Genomic DNA, 18,890 nt, shown 5'->3' with positions numbered 1-18,890 from the left:
AAGAGCCGGACGGCCACTCCTCGCAAGCCACTGAAGGCAGAGAACCGTTAGCCACATCCGGCCCTCCCGGGCCGACCAACACCTTACGGAGAACCGTGATGACCGTGATCGACCAACGCCTGCTCACCGCCGCGCACACCGGAGACCTCGACGCCGCCCGGGCCGCCCTGGCGGAGGGCGCCAACGTGGAGGCCCGCGATCCGCGCGGGCGGACGGCGCTGCTGCTCGCCGCACTCGCCGACCGGGTGCCCGTCGCCGAACTCCTGGTCGCCGCCGGGGCCGACCCGGACGCGCAGGACGAGCGGGAGGACAGCCCCTGGCTGGTCACCGGCGTCACCGGCAGCGTGCCGATGATGCGCGCCCTGCTGCCCGCCGGGCCGGACTTCGGGCTCACCAACCGGTTCGGCGGGGTGAGCCTGATACCCGCCGCCGAGCGCGGCCACGTCGCCTACGTGCGGGCCGTGCTGGAAGAGACCGACATCGACGTCGACCACGTCAACCGGCTGGGGTGGACGGCCCTGCTGGAGGCCGTGATCCTCGGCGACGGCGGCCGCGCGCACACCGAGGTCGTCCGGCTGCTGCTCGCCGCCGGGGCGGATCCGCGGCTCGCCGACGCCGACGGCGTGACGGCGCGGGGGCACGCCGAACGGCGAGGCTTCGACGCCCTGGCCGGCCTGCTCCGGGAGGCCGAGGCCCGCACCGGAGACGAGAGCGGAGGCACCCGGTGACCACCCGCCGCGAACGCACCGGCCCGCTGCTGCTGGCCGCCGCGCCGGTGCTGGCCGTACTGCTGACCGTGCTGCTGGCCGGCTGCGCCGATCCGGGCGGCGCGGCCGGTCCCCCGACCGCGCCCCGGCCGACGGCGGCCGCCCCCGCCGCGCCTGCTGCATCCACCCCGTCCACCCCGTCCGACGGCCAGCCCGCCGGAGCGACCCCGGCCCAGGAGGGCGCTCTCCAGCCCACCTCGGCCGGGACGCTGCTGGTGGCCGACTTCGGGGCCGACACCGTCACCTTCGTCGACCCGGCGCGCGGGGCGATCGGCTCGGTGCGGGTGGGCACGGCGCCGTACGCGGTGGCCGTCGGGGCGGACGGGCGGGCCTGGGCGAGCACCGCGGAGGGCGTCGCCGAGGTCGACACCCGGGCGCGCGCGCTGGTCCGCACCGTCGCGCTGCGCACCGACACCGGCCCGGCCGGGACGGGCGAGTACCGGGGCGGCGGCATGGGCCTGGCCCTCTCCCCGGACGGCGCCCGGCTGTACGTCGGGGTGAACGTGCCCGGCCGGTCCGGCGTGCTGGAGGTCGTCGACACCGCGAAGGGTGAGGTCACCGGGGTCGCTCCGGTCGGCCGCCGGCCCTTCGACGTCGACGTCTCGGCCGACGGGCGGGAGATCTACGCGACCGGCCACGACTCCTTCGACGTGACGGTGGTCGCGGCGAACGGCCTGGCCACCCGGCGGATCCAGGTCGCGCCGTACGGCACGGAGGGCGGGCTCGGCTCCTGGCTGAAACCGCACTACGCGGCGGTCCGGCCGGGCGACGGCAAGCTGCTGCTGCCCTTCGAGGGCGAGCGCCTGGCCGTGGTCGACCCGGCCACCGGGCAGGTGTCGATCGAGCCGATGACCGCCGACACCCACCAGCACGGCGCCGCCGTCGCACCGGACGGGCGGCTGCTGGTGGTCGGCTCCGGCCCGGTCACCCGCGACGACCGGGGCCCCAGCCTGACGGTCCGGAACCCGGACGGCAGCGAACGGGTCCACCCGCTCGGCGTCCCGCACGAGAACGTGGTGATATCGGCGGACGGGCGGACGGCGTACGTCACCGGCGGCTTCACCAGGGACGGCTACTGGGACGGCATCACCCTGGTCGACCTCGACAGCGGAGCCACCCACCGGCTGGAGGCCGGGCGGCGACCACTGGGGGTTGCGGTGCTCTGACGGGGCCGGTTCCGCCAGGGCCTAGGGTGGACGGATGCTTCCCGCCGCCGTCCTGCCCACGCCGTTGACGAGGGTCGACGACCCGGAGTTCGCCGCGGCGGGGGCGGAGCTGTGGCTCAAGCGGGACGACCTGGCGCATCCGACGGTGCCGGGCAACAAGTGGCGCAAGCTCGCGCCGAACCTGGAACTGGCCGTCGCGCAGGGCGCCCGGGGGCTGCTCACCTACGGCGGGGCGTACTCCACCCACGTGCGGGCGGTGGCGGCCGCGGCGCACGGGCTCGGGCTGGCGAGCGTCGGCGTGATCCGCGGTGCGGAGCTCGCCGGGCGGCCGCGCAACTGGTCGCTGGCCCGGGCCGAACGGGACGGCATGGTGCTGGAGTTCGTCGAGCGCTCCGCCTACCGGGAGGCGGCCGCCGGCGGGCGGGAGCGGCGGGAGGGCTACTACGTGCTCCCCGAGGGCGGCTCCAACGGCCCGGCGGTGCGCGGCGCCGCGGTGATCGCCGGGGAACTCGCCGCCCAGCAGCCGGACTTCGGCCCGGGAGACGTGGTGTGCTGCGCGGTCGGCACCGGCGGCACGCTGGCCGGGATCGCCGCGGGCCTGCCCGAGGGCCCGCGGGCGCTCGGGGTGGCGGTGCTGCGCGGCGAGGGCTACCTGGAGGGCGAGGTGTCGGCACTGCACCGGGCCGGGTACGGACGGGAGTTCACCAACTGGCGGCTCGCGCACGGCTGGCACGGCGGCGGCTACGGAAAGGTCCCGCTGGAGCTGGAACGGTTCGCCCACTGGTTCCAGGGCGCGTACGGGGTGCCAGTGGAGCGCCGGTACGTGGCGAAGGCGCTGTGGGCGGTGTACGGGCTGCTGCGGGCGGGCGAGTTCGGCGGGCGCCGGGTGACGGTGGTGGTGACGGGAGTTCCCGACCCGGAGCGGTGAGACCTGCCGCGCCGCAGGGCCGCGCTGCCCCGCCGGGCCAGGCCACCCCGCCGGATCTCACCACCCCGTCGGGCCGCCCCGCCCCCGTCGGCTGTCGTCGCGCTCCGGCGGGGGTGAGGGCTCCTGACCGGGCGGTCAGCCGAAGCTGAGGTCGTTGCAGAGGTCGGTGTCGGCGGGCCGGGTGTTGTCGGCGATCCCGGACGGGATGCTGGAGGGGAGGGCGCCGGGGGAGCCGCCGCCGGTGACCCCGCCGCCGGTGGCCCCGGCGCCGGTGTCGTCGGCGTCCGGTACGTCGGGGGTGTCGGCGTTGGCGCGGTCCTGGCCGAGGGTGAGGACGATGCCGTCGGTGGCGCCGGAGCGGAGTTCGGCGCCGGGGTAGAGCTGGGCGAGGCGTTCGGCGGCGGCCCGCTGGGAGGGCGCGTACTCGATCAGGGTGGTGCGGCGGGCCGCGGTGTTGGCGCCGATGGTGATGTCGGTGTAGCCCTTGCCGCGCAGGGCGAGCGCGGTGCGGCCGGCCAGGCCGCCCGACTTGGCGGCGTTGTGCACGGTGACGGGCGCCTTGAACAGGGCGGCGTCGGCACCGGCACTGCTGGTGGCGGTGGCGGTGGCCGTGACGGAGGGGGAGACGCCGGGGCTGGGCTCGGTGCTCGGGGCCGGGGCGGCGCCGGTGTCGGTGGGGCGGCCGTCGAGGGTGCGGTCCTGGCGCAGGAGGCTCCACAGGATGCTCGCGTCCGGTTCGACCACGGCGACGCGCGCGCCCTGGAAGCGCCAGGGGAGGGTGACGAACTGGATGTCGGAGAGCTGGATGTCCTGGAGCGACTGGGCGAACTCGGCGAGCTTGTAGGGGGACCCGAGCCCGGGGTCGACGGTGAGCGACTTGGTGGCGGCGTCGGCGAGCGGCAGCAGGCTGGTCAGGTCGAAGCCCTTGCTCTGCACCTTCTTGATCAGCGAGGACATGAACGCCTGCTGGCGGAGCATCCGGCCGATGTCGGAGTTGTCGCCGATGCCGTGCCGGGCCCGGACGTAGTCCACGGCCTGCTGCCCGGCGACGGTCTGCCGGCCCTTGGAGAGGTGGATGCCGTAGGAGTCCACGTCGTTGGGGACGCAGACGTCCACGCCGCCGACGGCGCTGGTGATGGCCGCGAAGCCCTTGAAGTCGACGACCAGGGTGTGGTCGATCCGCAGCCCGGTCAGCGCCTCCACGGTGTTCTGCGTGCAGGCCGGGTTGCCCTCCTTGAACTCGCCCACCGTGAAGGCCGAGTTGAACATCTGGTTGTTCCGCGGGTTGCTCCACTTGCCGTCCGGCAGGCGGCAGGGCGGGATGGTGACCAGGGTGTCGCGCGGTATCGACACGCCGACGGCGTGCTTGTGGTCGGCGTACACGTGCAGCAGGATCGCGGTGTCGGAGTGACCCACGCCCTCGTCGCCGCCGCCCAGCGAGCTGTTGCCGTCGTCGCGGGTGTCGGAGCCGAGCAGCAGGACGTTGACGGGCACCCCGCCGGTGGGCGCGGGCGTGGCGACCGGGGGGCGGCTGGAGGCGATGCCCTCGGGCGCGAAGGTCGTGATGTTGTGGTCCAGCCGCTGGTAGTACCAGGCGCCCGCCCCGGCGGCGGCGACGACGAGTGCGGCGGCGGTGGCCCCCAGGCCGCGGGCTATTCGGCGGCCGCGGGAGCGGGCCGAGGCGGGTCTCTGCGTGGCGTCGGTCATCGGTCGGCGGTCTCTCTGCGCGCAGCGGCAACTGGTGCCCGAGGGAAGGCACTCGGCGGATCCGCCGCACTGCGGATCGGCACTCGTCATTACTTGGACGGTTCGGTCCACGGAATGGTTACACGCGAACCATTTTTTTCGAGAGTTTTTTCGACCCCGGTGCGCCGGTCGGTCCGGCGGTCCCGCCCGGCCCGTCGCGGGCGCGGCGGACGGGCGGCGGACGGGCGGCGGACGGGCGGCGGGAGGAACCGGTGAAGGGGTCGGTGGAGCGGTGCCGGGGTGCCGTCGGCGGGAGTTCAGCCCGTCTTCGCGGCGCTGCCGCCGGTGCTGCCCGTGGCACCGGGAGAGGTGCCGGAGTCGGTGGAGTCGAGCATCCGCCGCAGCAGGTCGCGCAGCTGCGCGCGCTCGTCGCCCTCGAGGGCGGCCAGCGGCTCGCGGGCGAAGTTCAGCGACTCGCGCAGCTCGCTGGAGGCCGAGCGGCCGGCGTCGGTCGCGACCACCAGCTTGACCCGGCGGTCCTGCGGGTCGGACTCGCGGGTGACGAAGCCGCGCCCCTCCAGCCGGTCGACGATGCCGGTGATGTTGGAGGGCTCGCAGGAGAGGGTCTGGGCGATGTGCCGCATCGGCATCGGCCCGCGCCGCAGCAGCGCCAGCACCTTGGCCTGGGCGCCGGTGAGCGAGCGGGCGGCCGCGGCCTCCTCGTACTCGCGGTGGAAGAGCCCGACCAGGCGCGCCATCAGGTCGACGACCTCCAGCGTGATGGGGTCGACAGTCGGTGCCTGCTCCTCCGCCATGACCTGCTCCTCCTGCTGCGCCATGCTTCCGATTCTAGCTGAACATTTGACAACCTGAACTTTTCATCCCCACGATTGCTTTAGCTAGTGAATATTTCACCCTGAGGAGTATGTGATGGCAGCAGAGCTGGACGTCCCCGCCACCGGCCGCGAATGGCACCTGACCGCCCGCCCCCAGGGCCGGCCCGTCCCGGCCGACTTCGCCCTGGTCGAGGCCCCCGTCCGCCGCCCCGGCCCCGGGCAGATCACGGTGCGCAACACCTACCTCTCCGTCGATCCGTACATGCGTGGCCGGATGTCGCTGGCCAAGTCCTACGCGGAGCCGTACGAGCTGGACAAGCCGATGCTGGGAGGCGCGGTCGGCCGCGTCGTCGCCTCGGAGGCGGAGGGCATCGCCGTGGGTGACCACGTCCTGCACTTCGCGGGCTGGCGGGAGTACGCGACGGTCGACGCCAAGTCGGCCGTCAAGGTGGACCCCGAGGCCGCGCCGCTCTCCACCTACCTCGGCGTGCTGGGGATGCCGGGGCTGACCGCGTACGCGGGGCTGACGCGGATCACCGGGATCAAGCCGGGCGACGTGGTGTTCGTGTCCGGCGCGGCCGGTGCCGTGGGCGGCATCGTCGGCCAGATCGCCAAGCTGAAGGGCGCGTCCCGGGTGATCGGGTCCGCCGGCTCGGACGACAAGGTCGAGCTCCTCGTCGGGGAGTACGGCTTCGACGCCGCCTTCAACTACAAGGACGGCCCGGTCACCCAGCAGCTCCGGGACGCCGCCCCCGACGGCATCGACGTGTACTTCGACAACGTCGGCGGCGAGCACCTGGAGGCGGCCATCGCGGCGATGAACCTGCACGGCCGGATCGTGGTCTGCGGCATGATCTCGCAGTACAACGCGACCGAGCCGACCCCGGCCCCGCGCAACCTGTCGCAGATCATCTCCAAGCGCTTCCGCATGGAGGGGCTGCTCGTCGGGGACCACTACGACCTCCAGCCGAAGTTCGTCGAGGAGGTCTCGGCGTGGGTGCGTTCGGGCGAGCTGAAGTACCGCGAGACGACGACCCGGGGCATCGACAGCGCGCTGGACGCCTTCCTCGGCATGCTCGACGGTCGGAACGTCGGCAAGATGCTGATCGAGCTCCCGGAGTGACCGGGACGACGGCCGCGGTCTGACGCCGGATCGGCTGCCGGTCCGTCAGCGCGCCCCCGCCGGAGCGCGATCCGCGGCGGGGGCGCGCGCATGCGGCCGTTCGGGGGAGGTGGGGGCCGGGAGGGTAGACCTCTCGGAGGAACCGACTAGCATGGGGGGAAAGGTTGTCCGTTTTGATCGATTTGATGACCTAATGTCGAGTAAGTTGAGCTTCACGGGGTAGCCACTGGTAGCAGGACCCACCGGTGACGGAGCGAGGCAGCTGGGGAAGGCGACCCTCGTCCACAGCCAGGAGGTCCCGGTGACGACACGTGGTGTGCTCTACATCCACTCCGCGCCCCGCGCGCTGTGCCCGCACGTCGAGTGGGCGATCGCGGGCGTGCTCGGCGTGCGGGTCAACCTCGACTGGATCAGGCAGCCCGCCGCGCCCGGCCACTGGCGGTCCGAGCTCTCCTGGCAGGGGGAGCCCGGCGCCGCCTCCAAGCTCGCCTCCGCGCTGCGCGGCTGGCAGTTGATGCGGTACGAGGTGACCAGCGAGCCCTGCGCCACGGCGGAGGGCGAGCGGTACTCCTCCACGCCCGCGCTCGGCGTCTTCCACGCCGTCACCGGCCTGCACGGCGACATCCTGATCCCCGAGGACCGGCTCCGCGCCGTGCTGCTGCGCGTCCGCAGCGAGGGCGGCGACCTGGAGGCGGAGATCGCCAAGCTGCTCGGCAAGCCCTGGGACGACGAGCTGGAGCCGTTCCGGTACGCGGGCGAGGGCGCGCCGGTGCGCTGGCTGCACCAGGTGGTGTGAGGACGCGTGAGGGGGTGCGGGGGCCGGGGCCCCCGCACCCCCTCACGGGTGGCGCGTGACGGTGCGTCAGACGGTGCGGAAGGCCAGCACCACGTTGTGGCCGCCGAAGCCGAAGGAGTTGTTCAGGGCGGCGATGCGGCCCTCGACCGGCAGCTTGCGGGCCTCGTCGCGGACGATGTCGGCCTCGATGTCGTCGTCCAGGTCGACCACGTTGATCGTCGGCGGGGCGATCCGGTTGTGCAGGGCGAGCACGGTCGCGACGGTCTCGATGCCGCCGGCCCCGCCCAGCAGGTGGCCGGTCATCGACTTGGTGGCGGAGATCGCCACGTGGTCGAGGTGCTCGCCCAGGGTGCGGCGCAGCGCCTTGATCTCGGCGGTGTCACCCTGCGGGGTCGAGGTGGCGTGCGCGTTGACGTGCACGACCTCGGACTTGTCCAGCTCGTTGCGGGCGAACAGGTCGTCGATGGCGCGGGCCACGCCGGCGCCGGTCGGCTCGGGCTGGGCGATGTGGTGGGCGTCCGAGGACAGGCCCTGGCCGACGGCCTCGCAGTAGACGCGGGCGCCGCGGGCGGCGGCGTGCTCGGCGGACTCCAGCACGATCACGCCCGCGCCCTCGCCGAGAACGAAGCCGTCGCGGCCCTTGTCGTACGGGCGGGAGGCGTGCTGCGGGTCCTCGTTGTTCTTGGACATCGCCATCATGTTGGAGAAGGCGACGATCGGCAGCGGGTGGACCGCGGCCTCGGTGCCGCCGGCCACGACCACGTCGGCGCGGCCGGTGCGGATCATCTCGATCGCGTAGCCGATCGCCTCGGCGCCGGAGGCGCAGGCGGAGACGGGGGTGTGCACGCCCGCGCGGGCGCCGACCTCCAGGCCGACGTTGGCCGCCGGGGAGTTGGGCATCAGCATCGGGACGGTGTGCGGGGAGACCTTGCGGACGCCCTGCTCCTTGAGCACGTCGTACTGGTCGAGCAGGGTGGTGACGCCGCCGATGCCGGAGGCGATGACCGCGCCCAGGCGCTCGGGGGCCAGCGGGTTGGCCTCGTCGGTGGCCGGGGCCTCGTAGCCGGCGTCCTTCCATGCCTCGCGGGCGGCGATCAGCGCGAACTGCGCGGAGCGGTCCAGCTTGCGGGCCAGCGGGCGGGGCAGGATCTCGCCGGGCTCGACGGCGACCCGGGCGGCGATCCGGACGGGCAGCTCGGCCGCCCACTCCTCGGTGAGGGAGCGCACCCCGGACTTGCCGGCCAGCAGGCCCTCCCAGAAAGTGGCGGCGTCGCCGCCCAGCGGCGTGAAGGCGCCGATACCCGTGACGACCACGGTGCGGTTTTCAGCAGTCACTGGTTTCTTCTTCTCTCACATCTGAGGGGAGGACCGGGGGACCGGACGGGGAGGGGCCCGGTCGGGGCGCGCGGGGCGCGCCCCGACCGGGAGGCCTGACACCAGGTCAGACGTTGGCGACGATGAAGTCCACCGCGTCGCCGACGGTCTTGAGGTTCTTGACCTCGTCGTCCGGGATCTTCGCGCCGAAGCGCTCCTCGGCGGCCACGACGACCTCGACCATGGACAGCGAGTCGACGTCCAGGTCGTCGGTGAAGGACTTGTCGAGCGCGACGTCCTCGACCGGGATGCCGGCGATCTCGTTCACGATCTCGGCGAGACCTTCGAGAACCTCTTCGCGGGTAGCCATATCGGCTGCTCCTTCTCGGTGTTGACCGCGCCCGGTCCGGTGGACCTGCGCGGGTTTCCAGGGGGGTGGCGGGGAAAGACGCCTAGGGGAGAGTAACGACCGCGGCGGCGTAGACCAGACCGGCACCGAAGCCGATGATCAGTGCCAGGTCGCCGCTCTTGGCCTCGCCGCGCTCCAGCATCCGCTCCATGGCGAGCGGAATGGAGGCGGCGGAGGTGTTGCCGGTCTCCGCGATGTCGCGGGCCACCGGGACGCTCGGGGGCAGGTCCAGCTTCTTGACCATGGCGTCGATGATGCGCATGTTGGCCTGGTGCGGGATGAACGCGCCGAGCTGGTCGGCGGTGATCCCGGCGGCCTCCAGGGCCTGCTCGGCCACCTTCGCCATGTCGTACACCGCCCAGCGGAAGACCGTCTGGCCCTCCATCCGCAGCGCGGGCCACTTGGTCTCGTCACCGGCGCCGTTGACCGCGTCCGGCTTGGCGAACGCGGTGTCCCAGGCCTGGGTCTGCGAGATCACGTCGGCCTGCGAGCCGTCCGAACCCCAGATCACCTTGCCGATGCCGGGGGCCTCGGACGGGCCGACGATCGCGGCGCCCGCGCCGTCGCCGAAGATGAACGCGGTCGACCGGTCGGTGACGTCGGTCAGGTCGGACAGCCGCTCCACGCCGATCACCAGCACGTACTCGGCGCTGCCGCCGCGCACCATGCCGTCGGCCAGGCTCAGGCCGTAGCCGAAGCCCGCGCAGGCGGCCGAGATGTCGAACGCCGGGGCGGTGCCGCAGCCGAGCCGCTGGGCGATCTCGGTGGCGATGGCCGGGGTCTGCTTCAGGTGCGAGACGGTGGCGACGATGACGGCGCCGATCTGCTCCGGACGGATCCCGGACATCGCGACGGCCTTGCCGGCCGCCTGCACCGACATCTCGGCGACCGTCTCCTCCGGGCCGGCCCAGCGGCGCTCGGCGATGCCGGAACGGGTGCGGATCCACTCGTCCGAGGAGTCGATCCAGTTCAGCACCTCGGAGTTGGGGATCACCCGGGTCGGCCGGTAGCCGCCCACGCCGTGGATGCGGGAGTACTGGGCGCCGGTGGCCGGCTTGATGGTCACGCTCATGCGGTGGTCGTCTCCTGGCTGCCGTGCTCGGCCACGAGCGCGCGGGCCTTGTCGAGATCGGCGGGGGTCTTCAGGGCCAGCGTGGCGACACCCTTGACGTTGCGCTTGACCAGGTTGGTGAGGGTTCCGGCGGGGGACAGCTCGATCACGGCGGTCGCGCCGAGCCGCTGCAGGGTCTCCATGCACAGGTCCCAGCGGACCGGGTTGGAGACCTGCGAGACCAGGCGGGCGAGCACCTCGGCGCCGGAGCCGACCACCTCGCCGTCCCGGTTCGAGAGGTACGCGACGGCCGGGTCCGCGGCGGTGAGGGTCGGCGCCAGCTTCTCCAGCCGGGCCACGCCCGGGGCCATGTGCGAGGTGTGGAAGGCGCCCGCGACCTTCAGCGGGATCAGCCGCGCACCGGCCGGCGGGTCCGCCTTCAGCGCGTCGAGCTGCTCCAGCGTGCCGGCCGCGACGATCTGACCGCCGCCGTTGTTGTTCGCCGGGGTCACCCCGTGCTCGGCGAGCTTGGCGAGCACGGCCTCCGGGTCGCCGCCGAGCACCGCGGTCATGCCGGTCGCGGTCTGCGCGGCGGCCTCCGCCATGCCCAGGCTGCGTTCGCGGACGAAGCCCAGCGCGTCCTCCTCGGACAGCACCCCGGCCAGCGCCGCGGCGGTGATCTCGCCGACGCTGTGGCCGGCCACCGCGCCGACCTGCCCGGCCGGGCCCTGCGGGAACAGCGCCGCGGCGGTCACCAGGCCGGCGGCCACCAGCAGCGGCTGCGCGACGGCGGTGTCCTTGATCTCCTCCTCGGAGGCCTCGGTGCCGGCGTGCACCAGGTCGAGGCCGGCCGTCGCCGACCACCGGCGCAGCCGGTCGGCGGCGCCGTCCAGTTCGAGCCAGGGGTTGAGGAAGCCGGGAGTCTGGGCACCCTGTCCAGGGGCGACGATAACGAGCACGGTTCAACCCTCTCTCGCCGGACGCCCGGGGGCGGGTAGGCGACGATGACGAAGAAAAGCACGTCGGCTTGTGGATTCCCTACAGTCGGTTCAGCCCTGGTCGGGGCCGGAACCGAGACGCCCCAGAGCAAGGGCGATGCGCAGGGTGAAGGCCGAACGCACGTCGGACGGAGCATAGCCGGTGACGTCTGTCACACGACGCAGCCGGTAGCGCACGGTGTTCGGGTGGACGAAGAGCATCCGGGCCGCGCCCTCCAGCGAGGACGCCTGCTCCAGGTAGACGCTCAGCGTCTCCAGGAGCGCCGAGCCGGCCTCCTCCAGGGGTGTGTAGATCTCCTCCACCAACTGACGGCGCGCCACCTCGTCGCCCGCCAGCGCCCGTTCCGGCAGCAGGTCGTCGGCCAGCACCGGGCGGGGAGCGTCCGGCCAGGCCGCGCACGCCTTCAGGCCCTGCGCGGCGGCGTGCGCCGAGCGGGTCGCCGACAGCAGGTCGCCGACCGTCGGACCGACCACCACCGGGCCGGGCGCGAACTGGCCGATCAGCGCCCGGGCCGCGTGCACCGGCTCCTTGTCACCGCCGACCACCACCACCAGCCGGCGGCCCAGCACCCCCGTCAGCACGTGCAGCTTGGCGTACCTGGCGGCGCGGCGGATCGCCTCCACCACCAGTTCGCTGTCCCCGTCCGGGGCGCTGCCCATCACCACCCGCACCTGGCTGGGCTGACCCCAGCCGAGCGCCGCCGCCCGCGACAGCACGCCCTCGTCGGCGTCCCCGGACAGCAGCGAGTTCACCACCAGCGCCTCCAGCCGGGCGTCCCACGCGCCGCGCGCCTCGGCGGCCTGCGCGTACACCTGGGCGGTGGCGAAGGCGATCTCCCGGGCGTAGACCAGCACCGACTCGCGCATCCCCGCCTCGTCGCCGGGCGCGGCCACCTCCTCGATGGCCTCCTCCATCACCTCGATGGTGGTGCGGATCAGCTCCACGGTCTGCCGCAGCGTGATCGCCCGGGTCAACTCCCGCGGGGCGGTGCCGAACACGTCGGTGGAGATCGCCTGCGAGGCCTCCGGACGCCGGTACCACTCGGTGAACGCCGCGATGCCCGCCTGCGCGACCAGGCCGATCCACGAACGGTGCTCCGGCGGCATCCGCCGGTACCAGGCCAGCTGGTCGTCCATCCGGGCGATCGCCGCCGACGCCAGCTTGCCCGCCGACTTCTCCAGCCGCTTCAGCGTCGCCGCCCGCAACTCCGCCCGCTCGGCCGCCAACCGGCGCTCCTCGGCCGTCATCCGGCCCCGGCCCGGCACCGCGGCGGGGCGCCCGGCGGCGGGACGCTTGGCGGGCTTCTTCTCCTGGACCTTCTCGGCGGACCGCTCCGGAGCGGAGCGCTCACCGGGCGAACGGTCGGAGGGCTTGTCGGGTTTCGCTGAAGCGGATGGCACGGCACTAGCCTGCCTCACCCCGGAGGGTGCTCGTGCACGCCGGGCCCGATGTCGTCCGGTGGCACCCGTCACACCGGTTACCGTGGTGCCCGTGAGCGTGGATTCTTCGCCCCGCGGCGGGCAGGCATTCGAACCCGTCGAACCGGCGTCCGGCCCCGGCCGGAAGGAGCGCGGCCGTGCCGACCTGCGGCGCGCCGCCGAGCGTTACCTGTCGGAACCCGCCGAAGGCGTCACCACCCGGCACGCCTTCTCCTTCTCCGGCCACTACGACCCGAAGAACACCTCCTTCGGCGCGCTGCTCGCCTGCAACGAGGAGACGCTCGCCCCCGGCGCCGGGTACGCGGCGCACCGGCACAGCGAGACCGAGATCGTCACCTGGGTCGTCTCCGGCGCGCTCGCCCACCGCGACGACGCGGGCCACGCGAGCGTGGTGCGGCGCGGCATGGTGCAGGTGCAGTCCACCGGCACCGGCATCAGCCACACCGAACGCAACCTCGGCGGGGCCACCGAACCGGTCGCCTTCGTCCAGATGTGGCTCCAGCCGGACGAGTACGGCTCCGCGCCGGGCTTCGGCCTGCGCACCGTCCCGGACGGGGACGGGCTGACCCTGCTGGCCTCGGGCCGGCCGGCGGACGGGGACCGGGCGCTGCGGCTGCGGCGCGGCGACGCGGCGCTCTGGCTGGTGCGGGCCCCGGCCTGGATGCCGCTGCCCGAACTGCCCGCCGCCCCCTACCGCTACGTCCACGTGGTCGCCGGATCGGTCGGCTACCGCACCGTCCCCGGCCCGCAGGGCGGCGGCCGCTCGGCGGCCGCCGGCGACTCCGTCCGGATCACGGGCGACGCGTTCGCGGACCCGACGGCGGGGGCGGACGGCGTCGAACTGCTGCTCTGGGAGATGCACAGCCCGGTCGCGTACGGCTGAGAGGGCGCGAAACCGGGGGCGCGGGGAACCGCGCGCTGCGGGAGCCGCACGTCGCGCCCCGGTTCCGCGCCCCGCGCTACGCCTTCTCGGCGAGGACCGCGTCGGACAGCCGCGGCCAGACCTCCGCGGCCCAGGGGCCGAAGTCGCGGTCGGTGAGGGCGATGCAGGCGAGGCCGGCGGCGGGGTCGACCCAGAGGAAGGTGCCGGACTGGCCGAAGTGGCCGAAGGTGGCGGGGGAGTTGGCGGTGCCGGTCCAGTGCGGGGACTTGTGGTCGCGGATCTCGAAGCCGAGGCCCCAGTCGTTGGGGCGGCGGTGGCCGAAGCCGGGCAGGACGCCGCTGGTGCCGGGGAAGGCGACCTCGCGGGTCGCGGCGTGCAGGGTGGCCGGGTCGAGCAGCTTGGGCGACTGCAGCTCGGCGGCGAAGCGGACGAGGTCGGCGACGGTGGAGAGGCCGCCCGCGCCGGCCGGGGCGCGGTGGGCGGTGTTGATCAGGGTGGCGTGCATGCCGAGCGGCCGGAAGACCGCCTCGGCGGCGTACTGGTCGAACCGGATCCCGGAGGCGCCCTCCAGGGCCGCGGCCAGCACGTCGAAGCCGGCGTTGGAGTAGAGCCGCCGGTTGCCGGGCTCCGCCATCACCCGGTGCTCGTCGAAGGCCAGGCCGGAGGTGTGCGCCAGCAGGTGGCGGACGGTGGAGCCGTCGGGGCCCGCCGGGTCGTCGAGCTCGAAGACGCCCTCCTCCACGGCGACCAGCACGGCGTACGCGCTGAGCAGCTTGGTCACCGAGGCGAGCGGGAACAGGTGGTCCTGCGGTCCGTGCGCGCCCAGCAGCGCGCCGTCGCTCCCGCGGACCACCGCCGCCGCGGCGTGGGGTACCGGCCAGTCCTCGATCATCCGCAAGCTCTGCATGGGCGGCACTCTATCCAGTGGTCCCGCCCCGGGGCGGCCGGTGGCGTGCCAGGCTTGCTTGGAGTGCGCTCCAACTCGGTAGCGTCGTCGTTGTCGTCGAGACGGGGGTCCGGAAACCATGGCAGAGCCCGAGCAGGGAACGGCAGGGTGCGTGCGGGCGTTCGGGAGCCCGGCCACCGCACCGGACCGGACGGCCCGCCACAGCATCAGCGAGGTGGCCGCCGCCAGCGGCCTGTCCGCGCACACGCTGCGCTGGTACGAGCGGATCGGCCTGCTGGAGCCGGTCGACCGCTCGCACGCCGGGCAGCGCCGCTACAGCGACGCGGACCTGGCCCGGCTGGCGTTCCTGACCAAGCTGCGGCTGACCGGCATGCCGGTGGCCGACATGGTCCGGTACGTCGAGCTGCTGCGGGCCGGGGACGGGACGCGGGCCGAGCGGCGGGAGCTGCTGGTCGCGCACCGCGAGGAGGTGCGGCAGCGGCTCGCCGACCTGCACGCCACGCTCGCCGTGATCGACCTGAAGATCGAGCACTACGGCACGCCCGCCCTCCCGGCCGACGGCGACGACACCGGGGAGACCCGGGAACAGCACTCCGCACAGGACAGGAAGAGCGCATGAGCAGCACCATCGAGACCACCCGCCTCGGCACCGACGGCCCGGTCGTGGGCGTGCAGGGCCTGGGCTGCATGGGGATGAGCGAGTTCTACGGCCCGACCGACACCGGGGAGGCGCTGGCCACCCTGGAGCGGGCGCTGGAACTGGGCGTCACCCTCTTCGACACCGCCGACGTCTACGGCTCGGGCGCCAACGAGGAGCTGATCGGCCCGTTCGTCCGGGCGCACCGCGAGCAGGTCGTGCTGGCCACCAAGTTCGCCATCGAGCGACGCGCCGACGACCCGCACTACCGGGGAATCAACAACGACCCGGCGTACGTCCGGCGGGCGGTGGACGCCTCGCTGCGCCGCCTCGGCGTGGACGTGATCGACCTCTACTACATGCACCGCCGCGACCCGCAGGTGCCGCTGGCCGAGTCGGTGGGCGCGATGGCCGAGCTGGTGGCGGCCGGGAAGGTGCGGCACCTGGGCCTGTCCGAGGTGACCGGGCCGGAGCTGCGGGAGGCGCACGCGGTGCACCCGATCGCGGCGCTGCAGTCCGAGTGGTCGATCTTCGCCCGGGGCGTGGAGCGCAGCGCCGTCCCGGCCGCGGCCGAACTGGGCGTGGCACTGGTGCCGTACTCGCCGCTCGGCCGGGGCTTCCTGACCGGGGCGTTCGCCGACGCCGGGCAGCTGGACGCGGGCGACTACCGCCGCCACCTGCCGCAGTTCACCGGCGAGAACGCGGCCGGGAACGCCGAACTGGTCGCCCCGATCGGGAAGATCGCCGAGCGGCGCGGGGCGACGGCCGCCCAGGTCGCGCTGGCCTGGCTGCACCAGCGCACCGAGGTGCACGGCCTGACCGCGGTGGTGCCGATCCCCGGCACCCGCCGGCGGACCCGGCTGGAGGAGAACCTGGGCGCGACCCGGCTGGTGCTGGACAAGGAGGAGCTGGCCGAGCTGGAGCCGATCTCCGCCCGGGTCTCCGGCGGCCGCTACGCCGACATGAGCTCCACGGCGGACGCCCGCGAGGTCTGACGGGGCTCCGGGGTCGGACGGTCCGTCAGCTCTGGCTCTCGGACGGGCCGCTGACCTCGCCGTAGTGGCCGAGCGCGATCGCGGCGAAGTTGTGCCGGCTCGCGGTGCCCTCGGCCAGGTAGCCGGTGTGGCCGCTGGCGCCCAGCGAGGAGACCGACACCGCGCCGAACGCGTGGGTGGTCGGGTCGGCGCCGTGGCCCAGGCCACCGACCTCCAGGTAGGGCACGTTGCCGATCCAGTCGTTGGGGTTGCGGGCCGCCCACACCTGGACGCCGGTGCCCAGCTCGGCGGCCGAGTCGACGCCCATCCCGGGGCTGCCGAACGCCACCACGTCGGTGGGCTGCGCGTCGTGCAGCGACGGGGCGGCGGTGCCGCACACCACCGAGCCGTACGAGTGGCACAGCAGCGCGGGCGGCGCGTCCGGGCGGGTGGTCTGCTTGAGGCCGGCCAGCAGCCGGTTCAGCCGCGGCGCGGCGGCCTCGGCCAGCCGGGAGGTGACCGCGTCCGGGCCGAGGCCCTGCGGGGTGACGTAGCCGGTCCAGGCGATCACCGCGGTGGGGGTGCCGGGCGCCTGGGCGTGCTCCTCGGCGTACAGCGCGCGGGCCATGCCGGCGGGGGAGCGCAGCGGATCGCCGGACTGGTCGAAGTGGCCGAGGTCGGCGTCCGAGCCGGGCACCAGGACGGCGACCCGCCGGGCGGCGGCCAGGTCGCCCCAGACCTCGGTGACCAGGCCGCGGCCGCGCGGGTCGAAGGCGAGGATCTGCCGGCCCTCGCCGAGCAGCCGCTCCGAGTCGTTGGCGCGGGAGACCGCCAGCGCGCGGGCGGTCGGGGCCAGGGAGGTGTCGGCGGCGCGCTGCCGGGAGCGGTCCCGCTCGGCGGTGACGGCCACCCGGTTGGCGCGGTAGCGGACGTCCAGCGGGGCGCCGTCCAGGTTGCCGACCACCAGCGGGTACTCGGCCACCAGGCGGTTCAGTTCGGCGGGCGACAGGGAGGCGAAGAACGCGGCGACCGCGGCCGGGTCGGCGGTGGCCGGGTCCGGCAGCGGGTGGCCGAAGCTCCGGTCGAGGACCCAGGCGGAGCTGCCCGCGGGCGGGGTGGTGATCGCCAGCTGCTCGTTGGAGGCGGCGGCCTGCGCGGCGGCCGCGCCCGCGTCCACCAGGGCCGCGCAGCCGGCGAACACGCCGATCAGGATCCGCTTGACCCGCCTGCGGTGCATGGCGTCCACTCCCTCGGGCCGTACATCGCGGCGGGACGGGCCCGACGGTGCTGTGACTGCCGACTACTAGTCAGCCAGACTAGAGGGCGACCGACCGCTCGGGCAGGGAGTAAACAGTGTTCCCCGTCACATTCCCCCGGACGCTACTCCCCGTACTCCTTCACCACCCGCTTCGGGGCGACCGAACGCCAGGCGTCGGTGAGCAGTTCGCGCAGTTCGTCCGCCTCCACCCCGGCCAGCCGCACCCGCACCCAGCCGAACCGGCCGGTGTACGGCGCCACCGAGTACACCCCGGGCGCGGCGGCGACCAGTTCGGCCTGCTCCGGCGGCGCGGCCTTCACCGTGACCTCCCCCGACTCCGGGCGGCCCATCGCGAAGATCTTCCGCCCCACCCGCAGCGTCACCTGCTCCCACGTCTCCTCCTGGTGGGTGCCGGGCAGTGCCAGGGCCAGTGCGGTCAGTTCGTCGAAGGTCGCCATGGAGGCCAGGGTAGGTGTCGCCGCCGGCAGTTGACGCCACCTCAGACCGCACCCAGGGCGTACACCGCGAACAGCGCCGCGCCCGCGCCCGCCACCGCCCGCCAGGCCCGCGACGGCCACGGGGCGTCGAAGCGCCGGGCCCACCGGCCGATCAGCACCAGCACCGCGCCGAACACCGGCAGCCAGGCCAGCCGGGCCGGCACCCAGCCGACCGAGTCCGGGGCGGTGGTCAGCCCGGGCAGCGCGCCCAGGTGCGAACCCGCCAGCGCGGTCAGGAACATCGCGCTCTGGTGCCAGCAGAAGACCGTCATCGCACCCAGGTTGACCACCACCACCGGCAGCCACAGCAGCGGCCGCCGCAGCGCCCGGCCCAGCCGGTCCTTCAGCAGCACCGCGACGCCGGCCTGCGCCGAGGCCAGCGCGAGCACCAGCAGGGACGGCGGGTGCGAGTTGGTCCGGGCCGCGCCCGGCACGCCCACCATGCTCGCCGGGTAGTGGAACACCAGCAGCAGCACCGCGAACAGCGCCGCCCCGCCGAGGGCCAGCAGCTTCGCCCCGGCCCGGGTCAGCCGCCCGTGCGCCCAGTCCACGCCCAGCTGGTACGCGAACAGCCAGCCCGGCAGCAGGTTCAGCAGCCCCAGCCAGCCCGGCACCGAGGCGCCCCACGGCCCGTACCGCAGCAGGTCCACCGCGGCGACCGCCGCCATCAGCGCCGCCGCGCCCCAACCCCGCAGCCGCGCGCCGAACTCGACGCACAGCGGGGTCAGCGCGGTCAGCACCAGGTAGACCGCGATGTACCAGAGCGGCTGCACCATCAGCACCACCCCCGTCCGCACCGTCCCGTCCGGCACGCCCAGCAGCCGCAGCAGCGGCACCAGCGCCGCCCACACCGCGGCCACCCCCAGCACCGGGCGCGCCAGCCGCAGCACCCGGCCGCGCAGCCACGCACCCGTGCCCACCCCGCGGTCGGCCGCCCGGCGCAGCGACAGCGCCGAGGCCCGGCCGCCCACCAGGAAGAACACGCCCAGCAGTTGCAGCAGCCAGCTCAGCGGCGCCAGGAACGGCAGCGCCCCCAGCGGGCTGGCGTTGTGCAGCACCCCGTCCCCGGCGGTGAACCCGCCGAGCATCCAGTGCCCGACCGGGACGGACAGCAGGGCCAGGGCGCGCAGCCCGTCCAGGGCGCGGTCGCGGGTGGCGGGGGTCTCGGCGTCGACCTGCGCGGCGGCGCGGCGCAGTCGGCTCGGGAACGTCATCACGTG

Annotated in this window: 19 protein-coding genes; 8 read left to right on the top strand and 11 right to left on the bottom strand. The window is 74.3% G+C overall.

What is annotated here, in order from left to right; all coding sequences use genetic code 11:
* Positions 1-98 precede the first annotated feature (98 nt).
* The 3 genes from OO48_RS31050 to OO48_RS31040 are packed head-to-tail and all read left to right on the top strand — an operon-like array spanning position 99 to position 2,861.
* Entirely contained in the window at positions 99-728 is a 630-nt protein-coding gene (locus OO48_RS31050) for an ankyrin repeat domain-containing protein (RefSeq protein ID WP_033222358.1), read from the top strand.
* Entirely contained in the window at positions 725-1,933 is a 1,209-nt protein-coding gene (locus OO48_RS31045; RefSeq protein WP_081952516.1) for a YncE family protein, read from the top strand. Before OO48_RS31050 ends, OO48_RS31045 begins: the two co-directional genes overlap by 4 nt.
* Positions 1,934-1,967: 34 nt before the next feature.
* A complete protein-coding gene (locus tag OO48_RS31040) occupies positions 1,968-2,861 on the top strand; it encodes a 1-aminocyclopropane-1-carboxylate deaminase/D-cysteine desulfhydrase (RefSeq protein WP_033222356.1) in 894 nt (297 codons plus the stop codon).
* Positions 2,862-2,996: 135 nt separating this feature from the next.
* Here OO48_RS31040 and OO48_RS31035 read toward each other — a convergent pair whose 3' ends face one another.
* Positions 2,997-4,568, bottom strand: coding sequence for an LCP family protein (locus OO48_RS31035; protein ID WP_245194870.1), 1,572 nt, complete (start codon positions 4,566-4,568; stop codon positions 2,997-2,999).
* 296 nt (positions 4,569-4,864) lie between these two features.
* Entirely contained in the window at positions 4,865-5,386 is a 522-nt protein-coding gene (locus OO48_RS31030; RefSeq protein WP_063830780.1) for a MarR family winged helix-turn-helix transcriptional regulator, read from the bottom strand.
* A gap of 91 nt (positions 5,387-5,477) precedes the next feature.
* On the opposite strand from OO48_RS31030, the gene OO48_RS31025 reads away from it, so the two are divergent.
* Entirely contained in the window at positions 5,478-6,506 is a 1,029-nt protein-coding gene (locus OO48_RS31025; RefSeq protein WP_033222352.1) for an NADP-dependent oxidoreductase, read from the top strand.
* 301 nt (positions 6,507-6,807) lie between these two features.
* Positions 6,808-7,302 carry a DUF3145 domain-containing protein gene (locus OO48_RS31020; protein WP_033222350.1) on the top strand — a complete coding sequence of 165 codons (495 nt, stop codon included), beginning with the start codon at positions 6,808-6,810 and terminating at the stop codon, positions 7,300-7,302.
* A 66-nt stretch (positions 7,303-7,368) separates the two neighbouring features.
* Here the strand turns inward: OO48_RS31020 and fabF are convergent, their stop codons facing one another.
* The 5 genes from fabF to OO48_RS30995 all read right to left on the bottom strand — a co-directional run bounded on the left by fabF (position 7,369) and on the right by OO48_RS30995 (position 12,322).
* On the bottom strand, positions 7,369-8,637 hold the full coding sequence (gene fabF / locus OO48_RS31015; RefSeq protein WP_033222348.1) for a beta-ketoacyl-ACP synthase II: 1,269 nt from the start codon (positions 8,635-8,637) through the stop codon (positions 7,369-7,371).
* Positions 8,638-8,743: 106 nt separating this feature from the next.
* Positions 8,744-8,986: an acyl carrier protein gene (locus tag OO48_RS31010; RefSeq protein WP_033222346.1), complete on the bottom strand. Its 243-nt coding sequence runs from the start codon at positions 8,984-8,986 to the stop codon at positions 8,744-8,746.
* Between the two features lie 82 nt (positions 8,987-9,068).
* Positions 9,069-10,097, bottom strand: coding sequence for a beta-ketoacyl-ACP synthase III (locus tag OO48_RS31005; RefSeq protein ID WP_033222344.1), 1,029 nt, complete (start codon positions 10,095-10,097; stop codon positions 9,069-9,071).
* Positions 10,094-11,035 (bottom strand): ACP S-malonyltransferase, encoded by a 942-nt coding sequence (locus OO48_RS31000; RefSeq protein ID WP_033222342.1) that lies wholly within the window; start codon positions 11,033-11,035, stop codon positions 10,094-10,096. The genes OO48_RS31005 and OO48_RS31000 overlap by 4 nt, the downstream gene beginning before the upstream one ends.
* Before the next feature lie 90 nt (positions 11,036-11,125).
* Positions 11,126-12,322 (bottom strand): PucR family transcriptional regulator, encoded by a 1,197-nt coding sequence (locus OO48_RS30995; RefSeq protein WP_051733198.1) that lies wholly within the window; start codon positions 12,320-12,322, stop codon positions 11,126-11,128.
* A gap of 244 nt (positions 12,323-12,566) precedes the next feature.
* Here OO48_RS30995 and OO48_RS30990 point away from each other — a divergent pair, with 244 nt between their 5' ends.
* Entirely contained in the window at positions 12,567-13,397 is an 831-nt protein-coding gene (locus OO48_RS30990; protein ID WP_245194869.1) for a pirin family protein, read from the top strand.
* Positions 13,398-13,473: 76 nt separating this feature from the next.
* Here the strand turns inward: OO48_RS30990 and OO48_RS30985 are convergent, their stop codons facing one another.
* Positions 13,474-14,304 carry a serine hydrolase domain-containing protein gene (locus tag OO48_RS30985; protein WP_033222340.1) on the bottom strand — a complete coding sequence of 277 codons (831 nt, stop codon included), beginning with the start codon at positions 14,302-14,304 and terminating at the stop codon, positions 13,474-13,476.
* 118 nt (positions 14,305-14,422) lie between these two features.
* Here OO48_RS30985 and OO48_RS30980 point away from each other — a divergent pair, with 118 nt between their 5' ends.
* Positions 14,423-14,923, top strand: a complete 501-nt coding sequence (locus OO48_RS30980) for a MerR family transcriptional regulator (protein WP_081952515.1) — start codon at positions 14,423-14,425, stop codon at positions 14,921-14,923.
* The gene (locus tag OO48_RS30975) at positions 14,920-15,936 is read left to right on the top strand and encodes an aldo/keto reductase (protein WP_033222337.1); all 1,017 of its coding nucleotides are present in this window, start codon (positions 14,920-14,922) and stop codon (positions 15,934-15,936) included. The genes OO48_RS30980 and OO48_RS30975 overlap by 4 nt, the downstream gene beginning before the upstream one ends.
* Positions 15,937-15,961: 25 nt before the next feature.
* Here OO48_RS30975 and OO48_RS30970 read toward each other — a convergent pair whose 3' ends face one another.
* The 3 genes from OO48_RS30970 to OO48_RS30960 form a co-directional block, all read right to left on the bottom strand.
* Positions 15,962-17,152 carry an alpha/beta hydrolase gene (locus OO48_RS30970; protein ID WP_033222335.1) on the bottom strand — a complete coding sequence of 397 codons (1,191 nt, stop codon included), beginning with the start codon at positions 17,150-17,152 and terminating at the stop codon, positions 15,962-15,964.
* Positions 17,153-17,295: 143 nt separating this feature from the next.
* Entirely contained in the window at positions 17,296-17,631 is a 336-nt protein-coding gene (locus OO48_RS30965) for an MmcQ/YjbR family DNA-binding protein (protein WP_033222333.1), read from the bottom strand.
* A gap of 41 nt (positions 17,632-17,672) precedes the next feature.
* Positions 17,673-18,884, bottom strand: a complete 1,212-nt coding sequence (locus tag OO48_RS30960; RefSeq protein ID WP_033222331.1) for an acyltransferase family protein — start codon at positions 18,882-18,884, stop codon at positions 17,673-17,675.
* Positions 18,885-18,890: the final 6 nt, after the last annotated feature.

The sequence above is a fragment of the Kitasatospora phosalacinea genome, from assembly GCF_000716545.1.
GTDB classification, from domain to species: Bacteria; Actinomycetota; Actinomycetes; order Streptomycetales; family Streptomycetaceae; genus Kitasatospora; species Kitasatospora phosalacinea.
The sequence above is the reverse complement of the archived record's forward strand: the minus strand, read 5'-3'. Positions and strand labels throughout refer to the sequence as shown.

Bases quoted from the DNA above. Each gene is read 5' to 3' on its own strand.
- OO48_RS31050 (WP_033222358.1), top strand. From the start codon at position 99: ATGACCGTGATCGACCAACGCCTGCTCACCGCCGCGCACACCGGAGAC.
- OO48_RS31040 (WP_033222356.1), top strand. From the start codon at position 1,968: ATGCTTCCCGCCGCCGTCCTGCCCACGCCGTTGACGAGGGTCGACGAC.
- OO48_RS31035 (WP_245194870.1), bottom strand. From the start codon at position 4,568: ATGACCGACGCCACGCAGAGACCCGCCTCGGCCCGCTCCCGCGGCCGC.
- OO48_RS31030 (WP_063830780.1), bottom strand. From the start codon at position 5,386: ATGGCGCAGCAGGAGGAGCAGGTCATGGCGGAGGAGCAGGCACCGACT.
- OO48_RS31025 (WP_033222352.1), top strand. From the start codon at position 5,478: ATGGCAGCAGAGCTGGACGTCCCCGCCACCGGCCGCGAATGGCACCTG.
- OO48_RS31010 (WP_033222346.1), bottom strand. From the start codon at position 8,986: ATGGCTACCCGCGAAGAGGTTCTCGAAGGTCTCGCCGAGATCGTGAAC.
- OO48_RS31005 (WP_033222344.1), bottom strand. From the start codon at position 10,097: ATGAGCGTGACCATCAAGCCGGCCACCGGCGCCCAGTACTCCCGCATC.
- OO48_RS30995 (WP_051733198.1), bottom strand. From the start codon at position 12,322: ATGACGGCCGAGGAGCGCCGGTTGGCGGCCGAGCGGGCGGAGTTGCGG.
- OO48_RS30985 (WP_033222340.1), bottom strand. From the start codon at position 14,304: ATGCAGAGCTTGCGGATGATCGAGGACTGGCCGGTACCCCACGCCGCG.
- OO48_RS30980 (WP_081952515.1), top strand. From the start codon at position 14,423: ATGGCAGAGCCCGAGCAGGGAACGGCAGGGTGCGTGCGGGCGTTCGGG.
- OO48_RS30975 (WP_033222337.1), top strand. From the start codon at position 14,920: ATGAGCAGCACCATCGAGACCACCCGCCTCGGCACCGACGGCCCGGTC.
- OO48_RS30970 (WP_033222335.1), bottom strand. From the start codon at position 17,152: ATGCACCGCAGGCGGGTCAAGCGGATCCTGATCGGCGTGTTCGCCGGC.
- OO48_RS30965 (WP_033222333.1), bottom strand. From the start codon at position 17,631: ATGGCGACCTTCGACGAACTGACCGCACTGGCCCTGGCACTGCCCGGC.
- OO48_RS30960 (WP_033222331.1), bottom strand. From the start codon at position 18,884: ATGACGTTCCCGAGCCGACTGCGCCGCGCCGCCGCGCAGGTCGACGCC.